The sequence below is a fragment of the Pseudomonas sp. JS425 genome, from assembly GCF_018223845.1.
Taxonomy (GTDB): domain Bacteria; phylum Pseudomonadota; class Gammaproteobacteria; order Pseudomonadales; family Pseudomonadaceae; genus Aquipseudomonas; species Aquipseudomonas asiatica.
Genome location: NZ_CP073661.1, coordinates 4,011,113 through 4,025,999, shown reverse-complemented (window position 1 = coordinate 4,025,999; position 14,887 = coordinate 4,011,113). Strand labels below are relative to the sequence as shown.

The 14,887-nt window shown below is 57.4% G+C and carries 15 protein-coding genes, 1 tRNA gene and 4 pseudogenes; 12 read left to right on the top strand and 8 right to left on the bottom strand.

Annotation, left to right across the window (positions count from 1 at the left end; all coding sequences use genetic code 11):
- Positions 1 to 18: 18 nt before the first annotated feature.
- Positions 19 to 92: transfer RNA gene (locus tag KDB76_RS18760), tRNA-Cys, on the top strand.
- Positions 93 to 194: 102 nt separating this feature from the next.
- Here KDB76_RS18760 and KDB76_RS18755 read toward each other — a convergent pair.
- Positions 195 to 1,217: a tyrosine-type recombinase/integrase gene (locus tag KDB76_RS18755; RefSeq protein WP_049870829.1), complete on the bottom strand. Its 1,023-nt coding sequence runs from the start codon at positions 1,215 to 1,217 to the stop codon at positions 195 to 197.
- Positions 1,218 to 1,375: 158 nt separating this feature from the next.
- Between KDB76_RS18755 and KDB76_RS18750 the strand changes: the two are divergent.
- The 7 genes and pseudogenes from KDB76_RS18750 to KDB76_RS29910 form a co-directional block, all read left to right on the top strand.
- Positions 1,376 to 2,389, top strand: a pseudogene (locus KDB76_RS18750) (phage terminase large subunit family protein); the annotation flags it as partial.
- A pseudogene (locus KDB76_RS18745) lies at positions 2,311 to 2,700 on the top strand (lysis system i-spanin subunit Rz); the annotation flags it as partial. The pseudogenes KDB76_RS18750 and KDB76_RS18745, both read left to right, overlap by 79 nt.
- A 151-nt stretch (positions 2,701 to 2,851) precedes the next feature.
- Positions 2,852 to 3,646, top strand: coding sequence for a DNA adenine methylase (locus tag KDB76_RS18740; RefSeq protein ID WP_038409949.1), 795 nt, complete (start codon positions 2,852 to 2,854; stop codon positions 3,644 to 3,646).
- 109 nt (positions 3,647 to 3,755) lie between these two features.
- Positions 3,756 to 3,995 carry a hypothetical protein gene (locus tag KDB76_RS18735; protein ID WP_038409948.1) on the top strand — a complete coding sequence of 80 codons (240 nt, stop codon included), beginning with the start codon at positions 3,756 to 3,758 and terminating at the stop codon, positions 3,993 to 3,995.
- Between the two features lie 161 nt (positions 3,996 to 4,156).
- Positions 4,157 to 4,453 (top strand): hypothetical protein, encoded by a 297-nt coding sequence (locus tag KDB76_RS18730; protein WP_038409947.1) that lies wholly within the window; start codon positions 4,157 to 4,159, stop codon positions 4,451 to 4,453.
- Between the two features lie 78 nt (positions 4,454 to 4,531).
- Positions 4,532 to 4,744, top strand: a complete 213-nt coding sequence (locus KDB76_RS18725; RefSeq protein ID WP_038409946.1) for a hypothetical protein — start codon at positions 4,532 to 4,534, stop codon at positions 4,742 to 4,744.
- Positions 4,737 to 5,141: a hypothetical protein gene (locus KDB76_RS29910; protein WP_235208013.1), complete on the top strand. Its 405-nt coding sequence runs from the start codon at positions 4,737 to 4,739 to the stop codon at positions 5,139 to 5,141. The genes KDB76_RS18725 and KDB76_RS29910 overlap by 8 nt, the downstream gene beginning before the upstream one ends.
- Here KDB76_RS29910 and KDB76_RS18710 read toward each other — a convergent pair.
- From KDB76_RS18710 to KDB76_RS18695, 4 genes are all read right to left on the bottom strand, one after another.
- Complete coding sequence (locus tag KDB76_RS18710; protein WP_011920678.1) at positions 5,138 to 6,439, bottom strand: ISL3-like element IS1411 family transposase; 1,302 nt, start codon at positions 6,437 to 6,439, stop codon at positions 5,138 to 5,140. The two genes, KDB76_RS29910 and KDB76_RS18710, sit on opposite strands and share 4 nt — an antisense overlap.
- A gap of 840 nt (positions 6,440 to 7,279) precedes the next feature.
- Positions 7,280 to 8,812 (bottom strand): IS66-like element ISPpu15 family transposase, encoded by a 1,533-nt coding sequence (locus KDB76_RS18705; protein WP_013971142.1) that lies wholly within the window; start codon positions 8,810 to 8,812, stop codon positions 7,280 to 7,282.
- An 18-nt stretch (positions 8,813 to 8,830) separates the two neighbouring features.
- Positions 8,831 to 9,190 (bottom strand): IS66 family insertion sequence element accessory protein TnpB, encoded by a 360-nt coding sequence (tnpB, locus tag KDB76_RS18700; RefSeq protein ID WP_009687920.1) that lies wholly within the window; start codon positions 9,188 to 9,190, stop codon positions 8,831 to 8,833.
- Between the two features lie 270 nt (positions 9,191 to 9,460).
- The gene (locus tag KDB76_RS18695; RefSeq protein ID WP_023662811.1) at positions 9,461 to 9,790 is read right to left on the bottom strand and encodes a hypothetical protein; all 330 of its coding nucleotides are present in this window, start codon (positions 9,788 to 9,790) and stop codon (positions 9,461 to 9,463) included.
- 123 nt (positions 9,791 to 9,913) lie between these two features.
- Between KDB76_RS18695 and KDB76_RS18690 the strand changes: the two genes are divergently transcribed.
- The gene (locus KDB76_RS18690; RefSeq protein WP_023662810.1) at positions 9,914 to 10,141 is read left to right on the top strand and encodes a hypothetical protein; all 228 of its coding nucleotides are present in this window, start codon (positions 9,914 to 9,916) and stop codon (positions 10,139 to 10,141) included.
- A gap of 98 nt (positions 10,142 to 10,239) precedes the next feature.
- On the opposite strand, the pseudogene KDB76_RS18685 reads toward KDB76_RS18690, so the two are convergent.
- A pseudogene (locus KDB76_RS18685) lies at positions 10,240 to 10,647 on the bottom strand (RNA-directed DNA polymerase); the annotation flags it as partial.
- Positions 10,648 to 10,650: 3 nt separating this feature from the next.
- Here KDB76_RS18685 and KDB76_RS18680 point away from each other — a divergent pair.
- Positions 10,651 to 10,938, top strand: a pseudogene (locus KDB76_RS18680) (DUF2514 family protein); the annotation flags it as partial.
- A 134-nt stretch (positions 10,939 to 11,072) separates the two neighbouring features.
- On the top strand, positions 11,073 to 11,522 hold the full coding sequence (locus tag KDB76_RS18675) for a carboxymuconolactone decarboxylase family protein (RefSeq protein ID WP_013973203.1): 450 nt from the start codon (positions 11,073 to 11,075) through the stop codon (positions 11,520 to 11,522).
- 153 nt (positions 11,523 to 11,675) lie between these two features.
- On the opposite strand, the gene KDB76_RS18670 is transcribed toward KDB76_RS18675, so the two are convergent.
- Together KDB76_RS18670 and KDB76_RS18665 are read right to left on the bottom strand one after the other, a co-directional pair.
- Positions 11,676 to 12,380 (bottom strand): SDR family oxidoreductase, encoded by a 705-nt coding sequence (locus KDB76_RS18670; RefSeq protein ID WP_013973202.1) that lies wholly within the window; start codon positions 12,378 to 12,380, stop codon positions 11,676 to 11,678.
- A 98-nt stretch (positions 12,381 to 12,478) separates the two neighbouring features.
- Positions 12,479 to 13,372: a LysR substrate-binding domain-containing protein gene (locus KDB76_RS18665; RefSeq protein ID WP_038409939.1), complete on the bottom strand. Its 894-nt coding sequence runs from the start codon at positions 13,370 to 13,372 to the stop codon at positions 12,479 to 12,481.
- A 217-nt stretch (positions 13,373 to 13,589) separates the two neighbouring features.
- Here KDB76_RS18665 and KDB76_RS18660 point away from each other — a divergent pair, with 217 nt between their 5' ends.
- A complete protein-coding gene (locus tag KDB76_RS18660) occupies positions 13,590 to 14,804 on the top strand; it encodes an aldose 1-epimerase family protein (RefSeq protein ID WP_013973200.1) in 1,215 nt (404 codons plus the stop codon).
- Positions 14,805 to 14,887 lie beyond the last annotated feature (83 nt).

Here is a 14,887-nt window from a genome sequence, read left to right as displayed (position 1 = left end):
GCTAGATCCGACCTTTGAGGCCGAGTAGCAAAGTGGTTATGCTCCGGATTGCAAATCCGTCTACGCCGGTTCGATTCCGACCTCGGCCTCCACCATTCGAAAGCCCCGCAGATTAACGTCTGCGGGGTTTTTCTTTGTGGTCTAGAAACGCCGATCATTTCCGCATTATCGGGCATCGTTTCCGCATCTGCCCACTATTTGGTCGGGCTGACCACCTCACCGACGCGGCGATAAACGCGTTTTGTAATCTCCTCCTTGGAATGTCCGAGCAGCCGGCTGGCGTGGCTAATGTCCTCAATCTCCGATGCCGCCTTCGGTCGGATATCGCGGAACTGGAACTGCCGAACTTTGGTGGCCAGGTCTGTGTTGCCATCGGCGATCAGCTTGCGTGCCGCCTTGTCACGCGCCTCACTGAAGCGATTCCTCAGCATTTCCCAGCTCATGCGCAGGCCGGAGTCGTTGGTGATGAGGCGTGAGTTGCGCACGCCTTGCAGCTTGCGTCTCTCCAGGAGCGCTTCGATGAACAGGCCCAGGCCGGTCGACTCGCCATTGATGTGCCGGCGGATGCGAAGCTTCTTGTCAGTCTTGTTCTGGCCGACCCACAGGTAGTCCTCGTCGAGGTCGACGGTGCTGAACTTCAACGTGTCGGCTGGGCGCTGGCCGGCCAAGTAGGCGAGGTCCATGGCATCCTTCAGGCCTTGGTCGGCCTCCGAGTACACTGCGTCCCAGACATCGTCGGCAGCGTAGAAGTCGCGTACCTTTTCCTTGTTGCGACGAACCGCCAGGCACGGATTTCGATCTGCGAATCCCCACTCCATGGCAACGGTAAATACGTGTGAAAGCAGCGCGATTTCCCGGTTTGCCCTGGTTTTCGCGGTGCGGGCATCCCGATACTGTGCGACGATCGGCGGCGTGATGGCCTCGATGGGAGCGTCGGCAAACGCCGTGCGCAGACGCTCAAGCTCGTATTTGTTGTCTTTCTGGGTGCGTGGCGCCTTTGCCGGAATGATGTCACGCTCGTACCGGTCGAATAGCTCACCCATCGTTGCCATCACCTTCGGAGCTGCCTTGTGCTCCAGGCGTGCCCACTCGAGCTTGGCCTCGGCGAGGTCGGTCCCCAGTGGAATTTCCTGCCGATTTCCGTCTGCATCCCGCCCGTTGTAGTAGTACCCGACCCACAATTTGCCGCTCTTCAGCTTGCGAACTCGCCGCAGCATCCGAGGCGGCAGGTCCTTGTTCGATGCCTTCCTGTGGGAAGTCGAGAGGCACCTCACTGACACTTTTCGTCGGGTGTTCACCGAAGCCTCCAACATGAACAGCTCCGACCTTGAACAGGCCATTGGCCAGAAACAATCCACTAAACAGAGCTGAGCCTATGTCCACCGGATACGCAGACGGTGCAGAGGTGTACCGCGAAGCGTTTTGCCGGGGGCTGACGCCCGACCCTGATCTATGGGTCGACGAGTGGGCAGATGAGTACATGCGAATCCCGCGTGGTACCGGTGCCGCTGAGCCTGGCAAATACCGCACCGCGCGTACGCCGTATGCCCGAGAACCTATGCGTTGCCTGTCACCCGCTCACCCGTGCAAGCGGGTGGTGACCAAAATCGCCTCGCAGCTGATGAAAACGCAGATCGCCCTGAACTGGATCGGGGCGCTGATCCACATGGCGCCGGCCAACATCTTGACGCTACTGCCCACCGGGGGCTTGGCGAAGCGGGTGTCTTCACGGATTGGCAAGACCATTGATTCAGTACCAGAACTGAAAGCGCGTGTGGCGTCGGTTCGTTCCAGAGACTCCCGTAATACCTTGGACACCAAGGAATTCGATGGTGGTGCATTGTTTGCCACTACAGCCGGTTCGGCAGCCAACCTATCTGAGCTTTCGGCTCGGTATGTGTATGGCGATGAGGTTGATCGCTGGGAGGTGGACGTTAACCAGGAAGGTGATCCGATTAAGCTGGCCGAGGCCCGGGGCAGTACGTTTGGCCGCAACGCCAAGTTCTACTTTTCCAGCTCTCCGCTCATCAAGGGTATGTCGCGAATCGATGACCTTTACATGATGGGGGATCAGCGGCACTACTACGTGCCTTGCCCAACCTGTGGGCACATGCAGGTGCTGACGTGGGATCGGCTGTTGTACTCGGCCGATTTCAGCACCGCGCACTACCAATGCGCTGGGCCTGACTGTGATGTGCTCATCGAGGAGCACCACAAAGCCGAAATGCTGGCTCAAGGCGAATGGCGCGCTCATGCGCAGGGTGATGGCGAGACGGTGAGTTTTCACCTCAATGCGCTCTATGCCCCGCTGAGCGTGAGGAAGCTGCAGCTGCAGCCCTGGAGCAGTTGGCTGAACAGAAAAGTCAGCGCAAAGACCTGGAGGAACGCCTGCAGGAGCAGGGCAAAACACATTGGAAGGAGATGAACGATGCACAACAGATTCAAGCTCGCCTGCGTGACAGGCTGGCTACTGCTGATTTGCGGCTGTCAGTCCTTGTCGACGCCGGAACCTTTGCCGCCCCGGGTAGTGACCGTGGGGTGCGAGAAGCCGCCGGCACCGGAGGCGTGGTTCATGGAGCCGTTCGCGCCCAACTTGACCCAGCGCATGCTCAACGAATTGTCGGCATCACCGACGACGGTGACCGAGGACTGATCGCACTGAAGGCCTGCCAGGCCTACGTCCGCACAGTCACAAAATGAAAAGAGGCGAGCCGGGTGAATGCGCCAACATCCAGCCCGGCCCGCCGAACCCGCAGACCCTTCCTGCAAGTCCAGCCGCAGCCTCTGCCTTGTGCACAAAGCGCGGCGAGCCTAACACCTGATTATCCATACAGTAAAGACTTGCATACCTATGACCTCTCCTATCATTCCCTGGATGGGTGGCAAACGCCGCCTGGCCGACCGCTTGATCCCTCTCTTTCCCCCGCATGAATGCTATGTCGAAGTCTTCGCCGGCGGTGCCGCGTTGTTCTTCATGCGTCCCCAGCCCGCGCCGGTGGAGGTCCTGAACGATCTCAACGGTGACCTGGTCACCCTCTACCGCGTTGTGCAGAACCACTTGGAGGAGTTCGTTCGCCAGTTCAAGTGGGCGCTCAGCTCACGCCAGATCTTCGAGTGGCAGAAGATGACGCGCCCCGAGACCCTCACCGACATCCAGCGCGCCGCTCGGTTCTTCTACCTGCAGCAGCACGCCTTCGGTGGCAAGGTCACCGGACAGACATTCGGTACCGCCACCACTGGGCCGGCCATCAACCTGCTGCGCATCGAAGAGAATTTGTCGGCTGCGTGGCAGCGCCTCGCCGGCACCTACGTCGAGAACTTGTCCTGGCTCGCTTGCGCCGAACGCTATGATCGAGCGCACACGTTCTTCTACATGGACCCGCCTTACTGGCAGACCGCCGGCTACGGCGTGGATTTCCCCTTCGAGGAGTACGAGCGTATGGCCGACTTCATGCGCCACTGCAAGGGCAGGGTGATGGTCAGCATCAATGACCACCCGGATATCCGACGCGTCTTCGACGGATTCCACTTTGAGTGCTTGGACATCCGCTACTGCACCACCAATCAGCGGCAGTGCAAGGCCGAGGTGACCGGCGAATTGGTAATCATGAACTGGCAGCCTTCCTCGCTTGGCGGTTTGTTCTAAATGAACAGGCCAGTTCTGAGCCGAATCATTCTACCATCGAGGCCGACTCGACTCTTTTTAGGAAATGATTACACTGGGCCATCACCCCGCCCTGCAAGGAGCAAGACCCGTGAGCCAATACGATCCTCAAGCCCATTACGATTTTCTCGACCCGGAGGGCATCAAGCTGGGCGAGCTGCGCAAGGGCCGCTATTTCGAAGGTACTTGGGAAGTCGGGTCCATCGAAGGCGACGTGTTCCATTACAACGGTGAAGTGGCCGGCAAGCTGGAAGGCCTGACCATTACCCGTAATGACCCGCCCGGCGAACTGACCCAGTGCACGTTGGTGCTGCAGGAGCCGGCCGCGTAGAGGCCAAGTGTCCGTAACGGATTTTCCGTTCAATCGAGGCCTCCATACCGAACGGTGCGGGGGCTTTTTTTGCTCCGCGTCACCCTAAAACAACGATTTGGGCGACCAAAACCACTACAGTAATTTCGGCATACCCCACCCCCTCATATCAGGAACACCCCATGAGCAAAGAAACTGTCGACCTCCTCGCCCGCCTGGAACGGCGCAACGCCGGCGGCCTGGCCTTGCTGCCCGATGACCTGCAGGTCGCCCTGCAGAACACTACCGACGATTTCCGCCAGATCCTGGGCGCGGCACTGCTCGAACTGCATGGGGGCGCTGAGTCCAGCGAATACGTGCGCGGCATCAATTACGGCTTTGCCATGGGTATCCTTACCGCCGGGGGCGTCCTGGGCCTGATCAGCCATAAGCAGCACGAGGCACTAATGACGGCTTTGGCTCAGGTCCAACCCGAATGACGACCGGCGCGCTGTCCTGCCGGGGCCGGGCCGACCTGACCCTGACCTACGGCGCGGCGCCCGGGCGTTGAGGTGGTGGTGAGCCGGCCCAGCGTTGGCGGGCCGGTGTCGGTACTGGTCGACCGTCAATTGGGGGTGGCCCTGCTACTGGCCCCGGGCGTCGGCCTGGCCACCCTGGTGCTCCCCGACGGCACCGTACTGGCCGGAGCGGTGCAGGCGGTTGCCGAGAGCGGCGACTATTTCGAGATTGCCGCCGTGTCGCATGCGATACAGGGGAACTGTTATGCGTAACGCCGGTGAGTTCAGGCTCGGGCTGGTCTTGCCGCCGGCCTACCACAGGGTGTTGCGCAAGCGCCTGACGGAAATCGATATGACCGACTGCCTGATCGCTCAGGCGCGCGCCGAGGGCATGGCGGAAGCCCTGGAGTTTACTCAGCGCGCTGGAGGTCGATCAGATCGAGCGCCTGTACCTGTTGATCGAGCGTTTCGCCACGGCGCGCCTGCAGGAACTGGGGCGCGCCCAGTAGGCCCGGCGGTGGATGTGAACACACTGCGGGTGCTGGCCAGCACCCGCCAGGTGCGCGACGCGGTGGCCGGCCGCTGGGAAGACGACCGCAGCCAGTGGACGTTGAGCATCCGTGTCGGCGGCCCCACGGCGCGGCTGAGTTTATTGGCTCTTCGCATTTAAGGGTGTAGCTGATTTCTAAACCCTCCTGACTTCAGCAAGCACCTGGCTATGTAATTGGTTAAATTTCTAAAGCCCAAGGCGGTACCTCGTAAGTGCTCAAGTCGCCCGTTGATAGCTTCTGTTGGACCGTTGCTGGTTCCTGGCCGGTCGAAGTAGGCAAGGATGCTCTCAGCGTATTTTTTCAGCGTTTCCCCCAAGCCTTTCACCTCGATGAGCGCTTTGGGCAAGTCGCTGGCTGTAATGATATTTATGACCTCTTCCATGAGTTTTTTACCACGTTTTCGATCCGGCTCGTTGTAGGCGCTGACCACCCGTTGGTACATGCTCCAGGTGCAATCCACTTCGAGGTGGTGCTCATCTGCAAACAGCTGGAACAGTTGCTTTTTGTTGGCGTCAGACAGGTAGCTGATCCGAGTCAGTAGCGTTCGACGGCTTTTGTAGAGCGGGTCATTTTTACGCCCTCTGCGGCCCAGGATGTCGTGTTGCACACGCCGGCGGCATTCATCCAGCATGTTGCTTGCCCAGCGCACGACATGGAAAGGATCCAGCACGGTTTGGGCTTGAGGCAGGGCTTCTTGCGCTGCAGATTTAAACCCCGTAAAACCGTCCATGGCAATGCTTTCGATCTGGTCACGCCACGATTTGGGGCGACTCTGTAGCCATTGCTTAAAGGCTTGTTTGGAGCGGCCTTCCAGCACATCGAGCAAGCGGGCCGGCCCGTTTTTGTTACGCACGGGCGTAAGGTCAACCACGATGGTGACGTACTTGTCACCACAGCGTGTATGTCGCCAAACATGCTCATCCACGCCCAGCACGGTCACACCGTCAAAACGTGTCGAGTCATTAAAAAGCAGGCGCCGTCCTTCGTTGATAATGGCATTATTAGCGGTGTGCCATGCAACATCAAGCTGGCTCGCAACACGAGATACCGACAGATGATCCAGCACGATGGCAGCTAATGCCCAGCGTATCGCCCCATATGAAAGCTTTGAACGTGGAGGTGCTGCACTGTTTGTATCTTCATGCCAGAAACAGCCGCAAGCACAACGCCAGCGACGGATACGCAGCAGCAATCTGGTTGGTCGTTGTCCGTAAGGTGTGTGAGCAAGATGCCTATCGACAGTACCGCGTGAAACACCAGCAGCCCCGCACTTGGGGCATGGCTCGGGTGCTTTGGTTAAACGACATTCGATGACGGCGCGCTCTGCACAAAGATGTTGTCCAGTGGCAGTCAGGCCGAGGTTATTCAGTTGGCAAAAGCTGGAAAGATCAGGGCTAGAAAAGGTAAGATTGTTCACGTCGGGGGCTTAGTTTTTGTTGGTGTGAGAGCTTACATTTTCTAAGATCCTCGACTCCTTTTCCAGCCGGTCAGATTTTTTCTACACCCTTAAATGCGAAGAGCCAGTTTATTCAGAGTTTAGAATGAATTTCAATCTGCCTTTAAGCAGATGTATGACGTCATCCAGATTTTCATCGTCTCGTTTGTACCTAATCATGTAACTGCGTACGGTGTCGCCTGATCGCTTTTCGATAACTATGTCGTCGTTTCTAACCCGAACTTTGACATCTAGGGACGAGAGATGAGGGTCGGATGATATAAAGTCATTTAGCGAGACTTCTATTAATTTCTTCTGTGATTCTGCTCGCCTCATGTACTCGGCAAAAGTGATGCTTTCGCCACCTTCGATGGGGTCTTCGGGTAGGGCGGCGGCCTCAATATAGGGCTCGTTGAAATGAGTGACTAGCTGTAAGGCTCTTCCGTTCCGGCTGTCGATAATCGCACTAATAATCGCGGTTTTGGCATCGTCACCTAGTTCTTTAAAATCATTCCATTCCTCTGCGAATCTATAAAGTCGGAATAGTGGGATGCGTGCACCATAATATGTTCCGTCGGTATGTAGTAGGATTGCACTATTCGAGTGGCGATCCCTGCTGCGGTCCGGCTCAATAAGTTTGCTGATTCCGAGTTCGGTTAGTATTTCCTGCCAGGATTTATCTGCTGTAATTATTTCATCATACTTTTCTGGTGCTATTGCATTTACAAGGCTGTATGTGAAGTCGATTAAAGAGCGGAAGCGGATCGCACCTTTAGCGTAACCGATCCATAAACCCCACCTACCACAAGGTGGAAGCCAAGGTTACCGTGGCATCTCTGGCGAACAGTTCCATGGCAGCAGCGCTTCGTAGGCTGCTACCGATGAGGCGTGCGGCAGTCGCTCCAGGACGTGGCGCAGCCACGTATAGGGCTCTTGGCCGTTGACCTTGGCGGTTTCGACCAAGCTGTAGATCTGCGCGCTAGCCGTGGCTCCCTTGGGCGTGTCACTGAACAGCCAAGCTTTGCGCCCGATCACAAACGGCTTTATGGCCCGCTCTGCCAGGTTGTTGTCGATCGGCAGGTGGCCCGCCTCGACATACCGCTCCAAGCGGTTCCAGTTGTTTGCCAGGTAAAGCACCGCCTTGCCCAGTACGCTTTGCGGTGTCACCTGTGAGTGCGTCTTGTCGAGCCAACTTTTCAACTGCTCAAGGATCGGCAGGCTTCGTTCCTGACGACCGATGAATCGCTGTTCATCGCTGGCATCCTTGAGGTCGCGTTCGATGCCATACAGTTTGTTGATCATCGTCAGCGCAACATCGGCGCGACCGGTCTTGCCCTTAGGCTGCACCTTCTGCGCTTCGACGAATTTACGCCGGACATGCGCCATGCACGCCAGTCGTTCAACGCCCGGCTGTAGCGCCAACGCGTTGTAACCGGCGTAATCATCGGTCATCACGTAACCGCGATAGCCCTCCAGCAGGCGCAGCGGCACCTCCTGCGCGCGGCTGGTGGTGTAATCGAACAGCACGACTTGTCGATCAGGCGGGCCACTGGCCTGCACCCACATCCAGGATTGACTGGTCGGATCACGATCCGGCTCTTTGAGCACCTGCACGCGAGTTTCATCGCAATGGATCACCGGGCTTTCCAGCAGGCGGTCACGCATCAGGTTCAGCAGTGGCTGAAAGTGTTCGCTGCACTGGATGACCCAGCGGGCCAGGGTTTGCCGGGGGATCTCGATACCATGTCGGTTCAGCACCGTTTCGAAGCGGTGCAGCGGCAGGCCATCGACGTACTTGGTGGTTAGCAACATCGCCAGCACGCTGGGACTGGCCATGCTCTTTTCAATCAATTGGGCCGGCTTGTCAGCGGTGACCGGCGCGGTTTCGCAGCCACGGCAGCCATAGATTTTGCGTACGTGTTTAAGCACACGGATCTGCATCGGCACGATGTCGAGTTGTTCGCTGGTTTGCTCGCCAACCACGTGTTTGCGGCAACCACAGGCGCAAGTCAGTTCGTGCTCGGGCAAGTCATGAATGACTTCAATGCGTGGCAGGTCAGCCGACAGTGGCTTGCGTTTGCCGCGCTGCTTGCTTGGCGCAACAACTTCTTCGTCGGCATCATCAGCGGTAGGTACCCACTGACTTTCGGGTTCATTGAACAACGCCAGTTGGGGCGTGTTGGACTCGACGGTTTGCTCGGACTTGCGATTGAATAATCGGTCACGCAGCAGCTTGACCTGTTCTTTAAGGTCGACGATCTGACCTTTGTCGACCGTGCGCTCGGCCAACAACTGCGCAAGCAGTAGTTTGAGCGCGGCAGGGTCGTCAGGAAGGTTATCGGGCACTGAAATCATGGCCCGGATTATACCCGGTCAGGCGACGAAACGAGGAGTCAAAACCTGATGCGGACGGTTGCGCCAGAGATCGAAACCGTCGAGTAGCCAATTCAGTTCCTGGACGGTCAGTACGATAGCTTCGTCGGTCGCGTCGGGTGAAGTTTTGAAACGCTCGGCTTCGAGGCGCTTGAGCCAAAGGCAGAAGCCGTTGCGCTCCCAATACAACACCTTGATGCGGTTACGGGCTTTATTGAGGAAGACGAAAAGTACCGGGTCGAACACGGCGACCTTGATGTCCAGTTCGACCAGGGCAGTGAGGCCGTCGATGGACTTTCGAAAGTCCACGGGCTTGGGGTAGAGGTAGACTTTTTCGACTTTGCTGTCGGGGCGCATCATGGCGGGCTGGCTCCAGAAAGAAATCGGGAGCACAGCATCGGGAATCAGGTGGACGGTTGGAATGTGGGGATGATGGATCCCTTACTTTGTTCTTGCGTACACCCAGGCAAGGGTTACCGGTCGGCGTTCTTGCGCAGCGCCTCGTTCTCAGCCAGCAGCGATTCGACGCCTGTAGCCAGGGCTCGTGCTGTACGTCGATGACGTTCTCTTGGGGCTGTGGTGCTGCGCTGGCGCCGGTGGCCAGCAGCAGGAGGCAGAGGGCGAGGCGGGTCATGCCGCCACCTTGTGGCGGATCCACACGCAAACAGGGCCGTCTTCGGTGTCGTGGATCGAGAAGGTGAACCAGCCATCACCGACCGGCTTGCTTGGCTGCCAGGGCGTGCAGTCATAGTCGCCGCCGGCGTCGAGCCATTCCGCATTCAGTTCTTCCGGGCCGTCGTTTTCCATCTCGATCACGCAGTACTCCAGGCCTTGGTCACCGAACCAGCTGAACGGAAGTGCGCATTCGTCGCCGTCGTCTGGCCAAGCCGGGTGGGTCCAGAAGCCGTATTCATCGCGCTCCACCTGTAGCGGCTGGATCAGTTGCTTTTCTTCAGGCATGACATACTCCTGCCGATTTATCGGAATTATTTGAAAGTGATGGGATTTAACTGGGGAACCGGCAGTCCACCGTATGAGCCGTTGAAGCTGATAGCTCTGTCATCCATCCGTGAGGTGAGCTATATGCCCAACGCAAAGGAAAGCCATTACCAGGCTTATCTGCTTCTCAGAGAGCTCGATGCTCAAATTGCTGCCACGATGAACCAGATCGCCTATGGGCGAATGAATGGGATCGAATGGGAAAAGACCTGCAAAGCCCACCGAATCGCCTTCGATGAGTGGATCAAATTCGCCGATATACGGGCCGCTGAAGGAAAAGATTCAGTTTCAGAAAGCCATAACGACGACTGACTGGCCGATGGCTATCGACAATTCTCCTCGCCGCGATATCGCGGCAGTGAATAGAGGGGAGAGGGGTTGCAGCGGAGTGGAGTACAAATGTGCTCCTGTCATCGCTTACGGTACGTCTGGGTCAATGCGCTGTTGACCACATGCCCGCGCCGCAGCACAAGATTGGCCAGTGCTGCACGATCCTTCAGGCTATGGCTGGCCTGACCAAGCAGGCCGAAGTAGCTGTTGGCCGTCTCGAGCAGGTTCTCTGCTGGCACTGCAGCCGTTCGCTTCGTGGCCTGCGCCACTGACTTCTTGCGAGTGGTGCGCCGCCATGGATTGATCACATGGCCGACGAAGTCCACGCCACGGTCAATTGGCTGCAGGATGGTCTTCGAGGGGTTTAACCTGACGCCCAGGCTGGGCAGGAAGTCCTCGATCTGTCGGAGCCAGTCATTCAGCTGCTGCGGCGACTCATGCAGCAGCACGAAGTCGTCGACATAGCGAATGTAGTGCTTGGCCTTGAGCATGCACGCAAGAAACTGGAAGAGGTCACCAGCCGCGCTACTGCTGCTGAGTCTGCTGCTGGCGGGCTGTACGATGAGATCGCCCGACTGCGCGCCGGCCGCCGAGCCACCTGCGATACCATCGCTGCCCAGCAGCGCCAGGCAGGAACCTCTGCCGTCGTGGTGCTCGGGGGATTGCTTGAAGAGTCTGACCGAATGGCGGGCAGCTGCGCAGCAGCGCTTGAGAGAAGCCGAATAGCCGGCCTGGCTTGTGAGGCGGTGATCGACGGTTTTGGAAAGTTCTCTCCATAGCAAGGAAGCAGGGAGGCAGAAAAGCGCCCTAGCCACCTATTGGAACCCAGAAATTACAGCGGATTGGACCCATGAGCCGAGCCGCGTACGCAATAAAATGCGTCTGTGTTTACGAAAGCGCTTATGGAGTATGTATGACTCGTATGAATTGGTTTGAAAAGTCTCCCGGTGCAGCAAAAGCGCTGACCGGTTTACACCACTATGTAACCACCGGAACGAATCTACCTCCGGAGTTGATACATCTGGTCTTCCTTCGGGTATCACAGATCAATGGTTGCGCGTTCTGCATCGATCTTCACTCTCGTGACTTGATCAAAGGCCGCATGCCAGTTGACAAGGTGCTGCTAGTCGCGGTTTGGCATGAGGCGGAACACTTATTCTCTGATCTAGAGCGCGCTGCATTGAAGTGGGCAGAAGAGGTGACCAATGTGGGAGAAACCCATGTTTCGGACGAGGCCTACGCTGCCGCCTCCGCGGTCTTCAACGAGCGAGACTTGGTGGATTTGACTGCCACGATTGCTGCAATGAACGCTTTCAACAGGATGGGGGTTACGTTCAGACTCAAGCCTGCCGCGAAGGGGTAGCTGTCAACCGCCTAACCCTGCGAAGGAAGTCGCCAAGGTGGAGCTCGGTTTTCCGCCTTATCGGGGTGTGAAGTCAGGGTCAATTGTAGCCGCATCGCCTCGATCCACTGAATAGCGGGCACTGGGGCGAAGCAGTGCTGCGGCCACGGACGATCAAATGCTGCGTGTTACGCCGCCATCGACCCTGATGTTCTGCCCAGTGATGTAGGCCGCGCCTTCGCTAGCAAGGAACGCAATGGTCGCAGCGATTTCTTCGCTGGTGCCGTAGCGCTTGAGCGGCACGCTGTCGCGGCGTTGCTCGGTGCTCGGCAAGCTGTCGATCCAGCCAGGGAGGACGTTGTTGATGCGCACGTTATCGCCGGCGAAATTGTCGGCGAAGATCTTGGTGAACGCGGCAAGGCCCGAGCGGAATACCGCAGAAGTCGGAAACAGTTCGCTGGGTTCGAACGCCCAGGCAGTGGAGATGTTGATGATCACTCCGCTCTTCTGACGCTGCATGTAAGGCGTCACCAGCCGAGTCGGGCGAATGACATTGAGCAGGTAAGTATCCATGCCCTTGTGCCAATCCTCGTCGCTGATTTCCAGGATTGGCGCGCGTGGACCATGGCCGGCGCTATTGACCAGCACATCGATACGGCCCCACTTCTCCACGACAGCGTCGACCAGGCGTTGCAGGTCTTCAACCGACTGGTTGCTACCGGTTACACCAATACCGCCGAGTTCGGCAGCCAACGCCTCGCCCTTGCCCGAAGAGGAGAGAATCCCAACCTTGAAGCCTTCGGCGGCCAGGCGTCGTGCTGCCGCAGCGCCCATGCCGCTGCCACCTGCCGTGATAATCGCAACTTTTTCTACTGGCATGCTGCCTCCAATCTCTCAATGCTGATTTTTCAGGTGCATTCACCTTAGCAGCAGCCCCATTGGTGAGGGAGACAGCTAAACTTCACTATTACGATAGATTAACTATCGGCAGCTTGTTGCTTGAGCCAGCGTTGGACCACGCTCAACGAGTCCGGCTGTTTCATCTTGCGTGGCCAGACCAGATAAAACGACTTGTCGATCCTGAGTTGCTGGGGAAAAACCTGCATCAGCCGGCCTGCGGCAATGTCATCACCGATGAACGCAGGGCTGGCCAGGGCAATGCCCTGGCCGCTGATTGCCGCTTCAATGGCTAATGAGGTCTGATTGAAACGCAGGTTTCTGGCCGTGGGCTGCATGTGTTGTGGGAACAGCTCTGCAAGGAACTGAGGCCAGAAATTATGGGCGTCGTGCAACATGACGAAATCCTGCAATTGCGCAAAGCTTGCAGGTATTTCGCTGCCTTCGAACAGCTTTGGGCTGGCCACCGCAACGATTAGCTGCTCCATCAGCAGTTCGCTATTCAAGCCCGCTCCGAACTCGGGCTTGCCATAACGGACAGCGATATCAACACCATCGGTGCTGAAGTGCGACAGCCGATCGGTTGCCAGCACACGCAAATCGATGTCTGGATGACTCTGCGCAAAATTGCCGAGCCTGGGAATCAGCCATTTTGAGGCGAAGGTAGGTGTAACGCTGACTGTCAGGTGAGAAGTCTGTGGCCGAAGCAGGCGTGTTGCCTCGTCGATCATGGCCAGCGCACTTCGAATGCTCCCGCTATAGCCCAGGCCTGCATCAGTCAACGCCAAACCGCGGGGTAGGCGTTCAAACAAACGCAGATCCAGGCTCGCTTCCAGCCCGCGTATCTGCTGGGCAACTGCCGCCTGGGTCACACCCAGTTCCTCGGCAGCCACACGGAAGTTCAAGCGGCGAGCCACCACTTCAAAAACACGCAACGCGTTCAGCGAGGGCAAATCAGGGAAACCGTCTGGCATGGCAATGAAAATTCTATCGAGTTGTGCAGTTTTTCTGTTTCTCTGATGCCTTCACAAGGTTGATAACCTGATCGGGCTCGAAAGATTCACTGTGCCGAGGCTACTCCCCGAAAATAGCTAAAGAAACCCATGCCAATCGAAAGCATCGCTTGGCTAGCTTGCTGAAACGTTTCTTCGTGTCTATAAAGGGGAACAACTCCAAGAAAGGCAACCTGTTATGCCCCTCCTCAAATTCTTCGTTGCACTTGGCGCCCTGACTGCGGCTTCCAACACCATGGCCTGGGATTACGTTCTGCTCGACACCGACAAAGCCGCCCAGAACTGGCAGATCACCAGCCAGCAACTTGGTGTAAAAACCGAAAAGCCCTTCAGCGTTACCTTGCGCACCTTGCACGGCGGTCGGCAAGAGGGTGTCAGCATCGTCGACATCGATAACGGTACGATGAAACTTTCGGTCGTGCCGACCCGTGGAATGAACGTCTTGCAGGCGTCGGTCGGCAATGTGCGCATGGGCTGGGATTCGCCGGTCAAGGAAGTGGTCAACCCGTCCTTCATCGACCTCAACGGGCGCAATGGCCTGGGCTGGCTGGAAGGTTTCAATGAACTGGTCACCCGCTGCGGTTACGAATGGGTCGGCCACCCTGGCGTCGACAACGGCGAACTGCTGACCCTGCACGGTCGGGCTGCCAACACTCCTGCGAACCAAGTCACCCTGCACATTGATGAGAAGCCCCCTTACGCCATTACCTTGCGTGGTGTACTGAAAGAGCAGGCATTCAAGAAAGTCGACTTCTCCGTCGTGACCGAACTGGTCACCGAACCCGGCAGCGTGAAGTTCGCCCTCAACGACACCTTGACCAACAACGGTGACTATCCGAAGGAATACCAGGCGCTTTATCACAGTAACTTCAGCACCCCGTTTCTGGAGCAGGGCGCTCGTTTTGCCGCGCCAGTGAAGCAAGTGTCGCCATTCAACGACAAGGCAAGGGCAGATCTGCCCGACTGGCAAACCTACCGAGCGCCGACCAAGGACTATGACGAAACGGTTTACAACGTGGTGCCGTATGCCGATGACCAGGGCAATACATTGACCGTGTTGCATGACAAGGCTGGCAATCTGGGCGTTTCGGTCGGCTTCAATACTCGGACATTGCCTGTATTTTCCCTGTGGAAAAATACCGATACACAAGGCCAGGGTTATGTGACCGGGCTCGAGCCGGGGACGAGTTTTTCCTACAACCGCCGTTACCAGCGGCCACTGAACCTAGTGCCGACAATCGGGCCGAAGGAACACAGGCAGTTCCACATCAGCTACAGCTTGTTGGCGGACAAGGTGGCAGTGGACAAGGCCTTGAAACAGGTTGGCGAGATACAAGGTGGGCGCGAAACCGAGGTGCGGCAGACGCCATTGGTTGATCTGACCAAGGGGTAACGCCGACCAGGGCATGTCGGCCCTGTCGACTAGTCAGATCTATCAAGTTGTTGGGTTCATACCTATGCTGAAAGGCTGCTTTC

Coding starts and splice junctions, on each gene's coding strand:
- KDB76_RS18705 (WP_013971142.1), bottom strand. CDS start 8,812: ATGATTTCAGTGCCCGATAACCTTCCTGACGACCCTGCCGCGCTCAAA.
- KDB76_RS18675 (WP_013973203.1), top strand. CDS start 11,073: ATGACTCGTATGAATTGGTTTGAAAAGTCTCCCGGTGCAGCAAAAGCG.
- KDB76_RS18695 (WP_023662811.1), bottom strand. CDS start 9,790: ATGCCTGAAGAAAAGCAACTGATCCAGCCGCTACAGGTGGAGCGCGAT.
- tnpB (WP_009687920.1), bottom strand. CDS start 9,190: ATGATGCGCCCCGACAGCAAAGTCGAAAAAGTCTACCTCTACCCCAAG.
- KDB76_RS18665 (WP_038409939.1), bottom strand. CDS start 13,372: ATGCCAGACGGTTTCCCTGATTTGCCCTCGCTGAACGCGTTGCGTGTT.
- KDB76_RS18660 (WP_013973200.1), top strand. CDS start 13,590: ATGCCCCTCCTCAAATTCTTCGTTGCACTTGGCGCCCTGACTGCGGCT.
- KDB76_RS18730 (WP_038409947.1), top strand. CDS start 4,157: ATGAGCAAAGAAACTGTCGACCTCCTCGCCCGCCTGGAACGGCGCAAC.
- KDB76_RS18670 (WP_013973202.1), bottom strand. CDS start 12,380: ATGCCAGTAGAAAAAGTTGCGATTATCACGGCAGGTGGCAGCGGCATG.
- KDB76_RS18740 (WP_038409949.1), top strand. CDS start 2,852: ATGACCTCTCCTATCATTCCCTGGATGGGTGGCAAACGCCGCCTGGCC.
- KDB76_RS18690 (WP_023662810.1), top strand. CDS start 9,914: ATGCCCAACGCAAAGGAAAGCCATTACCAGGCTTATCTGCTTCTCAGA.
- KDB76_RS18755 (WP_049870829.1), bottom strand. CDS start 1,217: ATGCTGCGGCGAGTTCGCAAGCTGAAGAGCGGCAAATTGTGGGTCGGG.
- KDB76_RS29910 (WP_235208013.1), top strand. CDS start 4,737: ATGCGTAACGCCGGTGAGTTCAGGCTCGGGCTGGTCTTGCCGCCGGCC.